The organism is Novipirellula artificiosorum (genome assembly GCF_007860135.1).
In the GTDB taxonomy this organism is placed as follows: Bacteria; Planctomycetota; Planctomycetia; order Pirellulales; family Pirellulaceae; genus Novipirellula_A; species Novipirellula_A artificiosorum.
Map to the genome: position 1 here is coordinate 1 of NZ_SJPV01000053.1, position 2,668 is coordinate 2,668.

At 53.1% G+C, this 2,668-nt stretch carries 5 protein-coding genes; 3 read left to right on the forward strand and 2 right to left on the reverse strand.

The features are described from left to right. Positions 1–213 precede the first annotated feature (213 nt). Positions 214–999, forward strand: a complete 786-nt coding sequence (locus Poly41_RS33660) for a glycosyl hydrolase 115 family protein (protein WP_261344937.1) — start codon at positions 214–216, stop codon at positions 997–999. 25 nt (positions 1,000–1,024) lie between these two features. Then, the gene (locus tag Poly41_RS33665) at positions 1,025–1,270 is read left to right on the forward strand and encodes a hypothetical protein (protein ID WP_197232004.1); all 246 of its coding nucleotides are present in this window, start codon (positions 1,025–1,027) and stop codon (positions 1,268–1,270) included. A gap of 53 nt (positions 1,271–1,323) precedes the next feature. Here the strand turns inward: Poly41_RS33665 and Poly41_RS34710 are convergent, their stop codons facing one another. Together Poly41_RS34710 and Poly41_RS33670 are read right to left on the reverse strand one after the other, a co-directional pair. Further along, positions 1,324–1,500, reverse strand: coding sequence for a hypothetical protein (locus tag Poly41_RS34710; RefSeq protein WP_197232005.1), 177 nt, complete (start codon positions 1,498–1,500; stop codon positions 1,324–1,326). A 2-nt stretch (positions 1,501–1,502) separates the two neighbouring features. Next, the gene (locus Poly41_RS33670; protein WP_146531762.1) at positions 1,503–2,027 is read right to left on the reverse strand and encodes a putative collagen-binding domain-containing protein; all 525 of its coding nucleotides are present in this window, start codon (positions 2,025–2,027) and stop codon (positions 1,503–1,505) included. Between the two features lie 367 nt (positions 2,028–2,394). Here Poly41_RS33670 and Poly41_RS33675 point away from each other — a divergent pair. Continuing rightward, positions 2,395–2,668 (forward strand): hypothetical protein (locus Poly41_RS33675; RefSeq protein ID WP_146531763.1); only part of this gene is annotated, 274 nt, incomplete at its 3' end.

Here is a 2,668-nt window from a genome sequence, read left to right on the forward strand (position 1 = left end):
CGTCGATGTGCCAGGCGTTCAGCTTGCCGCCGACGATCTGAGAGATGATCTGTTAAAAGTCTTTGGCGTTGCGGCGGAATCGCCAGATACCGCACCCACGCGCGTCGTTATTTCAATCGATGCGACGTAGCTTAAGCCGGAATCTTATCGCGTCTCCGCGAGTGAGACATCCATCAAAGTAATCGGTGCGGATCGACTCGGTGCTGGTACGAGATCGCAGGCGATCAAGTCGTTTGGCAATTGGGCTTGCGTGGCAAGGGAGACACGGCGATTTGGAACAGTGACAATTCCGTCAATCGCGAACAAGGAGGCAAATTGATTTCTCAAGCGATCGCCGAGCAATGGGAAATGGTGAAAGAGATCGACCAACGGAAAAAACCACCGGCGACGACGACTCGGTTCCTCGAGGGCTCCGAACTGATGAGCGAAGGAAGCTTAGAATTCCCCGAGGGAATCATGGTGGTCTTTTCGGATCATGGTGAAACCCAGCTCATGCAGGACGATTTCTACCATTCCAATCGCTATCCGCAGTACGGATACGGTGCCTACTATCATCTTGCGTTCTGGTCGTCGGGGCCGCATTTGCTGCAGGGATCCAAGCCAGCGAAAATTCACGATGTGCTAACGGAAGTTGCAGTAAACGGTGACTTAAGTTATGTGATCTTCAACGTTAGCAACGTGCGTGAACATGTGCTGGGAATTCAAGCTTCGATGGAAATGACGCGAAACCTCGACGAATGGAAGATCGAGACGTTTTGGGACCGTTTTGCACCATCGGTTTTGCATGATCCCTATCAAGAGCTACATGATTGTTTATTTGATCTCGGCCCCGGCCGAGCGTGTGTTGGTCAAACAATTGGGGGGGAGTCTCGGGGGAAACACCTCCGTTCGCAATCGTTCCGAATTCGTGTGGAAAGAAAGTGGCTATTATCGCCGCGCTCGCGATCTGGGTTTTTCTTCTGCAGGGTCGGAGCGGAACTTCACGCTGTCCAATCGTAATTTGGCTGCCGATCCCGGCCCTGCGTTGATCAAAGGAGCCGGCGACAACTACTCCGGCGGCTGGGGACTTCGGCGTGAAGGTAATGGAAAGAATCCCCCAGCGATGTTTCCTGGTGAGGGCCCACCGGAAGACGCGACGACACGGAAACAACTCCGTGCCGAATCGGCTTTCCCCACCGACGAAGCTCGATTCGCGATTCCACCAACCTGCGAAGGGTATCCAGACGTGGACACGCATCGCGACCTTGAATTCTTTCTGATCGCCAAGTGATCGCACTGCCCACGAGCGGAGAATGTGGGGAAACTTCTTCGTCGCTCGACTTCTCATCGCCAATTCGAACGGCGTCGATCAGGAGGGCGGTCGTGAGCCTTTTCGTCAACACTCCAACCGCCCGCTTCCCAACCGTCTTCGCAAATGATCTCCGCCTTCACTCGCGAGACCAGATTTGTCATTAAAACGCCAACACGAAAGGGCGCGATCAATCGTTCATGTATTCGCATCGCTAGTTTTTGACCTTTGGAATGAGGTTTTGGTAGCTGAACCCCAGTCTGGGCAAACTCAGGCTGGCGTTGTCAATCACCAGCACCCAATCGTTATTGCGTCCTGCCGATGGTGGAGTGAACCTTCGTGTCTTGGTTCGCTTGAACTCTCCGATCAATTGGCTCGAATTCTGTCGTGGGTTGAACCACCAAACATTGATCGATTCTCCGGAAATCTGCTCGAGCGAGACGGTGACCGGTTGTCCTTGCGGCCGGTAGACGACACCGAACGAGCCGTCTTGAGCCCACCCTGCATGGACGTTTTCGGAATCCATCGTCATCGCCTTGTCCCGGCGCATTTCCCAAAAAGGCCGAGCCTCGAAGAGGTCGCGAAAGTACTTCATTTGCTGGGAACCTGGGTGATGCAGAGCCTCGGTCCAGGGGGTGCGTGCGATCGACTTCGGAGGTCGCGTGGGTAACCACATCTGCCAGATGTTGTGATCACCATAGGTATGACCGCACCCACCCATTCCGTGGGAGAGCCCCATTTGAAAAGGTGGGCGTTTCAAAGAGTGCAGAGACTGATTGCTTTTAAAAATGAGAGTTCCGGAGTTCTTTCATGGATAGAAATGGCTTGACTCACATCGCATTGATTGTCCTGAGCATGGCATGGCATACTGAGTTGTCATACGCTCACGAGCAGATGCCAGGGTACCAAAATGGGGGTGTCATCAAAATGACATTGGCATCCACGTGCAAAATTGCGTAACGTGTGCAAGTCTTGCTGAATTAACAATCCATACGGTGAATGCAATGACCCGAGACATTATCAATATAAGCGGAACCGGCACCGAGTCGGTCGCGATCTTGGTGCATGGAACATTTGCTGCATAAGCAATACAAAAGGCTGTTTTCATGGTTTGCCGTCCAATTTCTGCACTCGCGTACTATTTGATTGGCTTGGCTGTATGCGTCGGGTCGGGATGCAGTACCAGCAATCCTGCGGCCAATCTGTGGTCACGCGGTCTTGTTGGCAACTTCGCTCCGACCCAATCCAAGAACGTCGAAGGCCCCAAGAGTGTACATGCGAAATTAGCAAGTTCGATCTCGGGCTTGTCGGATGATTCCCGATTGGTTGACGCGGTTGAGTTCGTCCGACTTGCGGAACAGGCTCAGCGAGATTCGGATC

What these genes read in the sequence shown, in the direction of transcription:
- Poly41_RS34710 (WP_197232005.1), bottom strand. Translation starts at nt 1,500, where the DNA reads ATGCGAATACATGAACGATTGATCGCGCCCTTTCGTGTTGGCGTTTTA.
- Poly41_RS33670 (WP_146531762.1), bottom strand. Translation starts at nt 2,027, where the DNA reads ATGGGGCTCTCCCACGGAATGGGTGGGTGCGGTCATACCTATGGTGAT.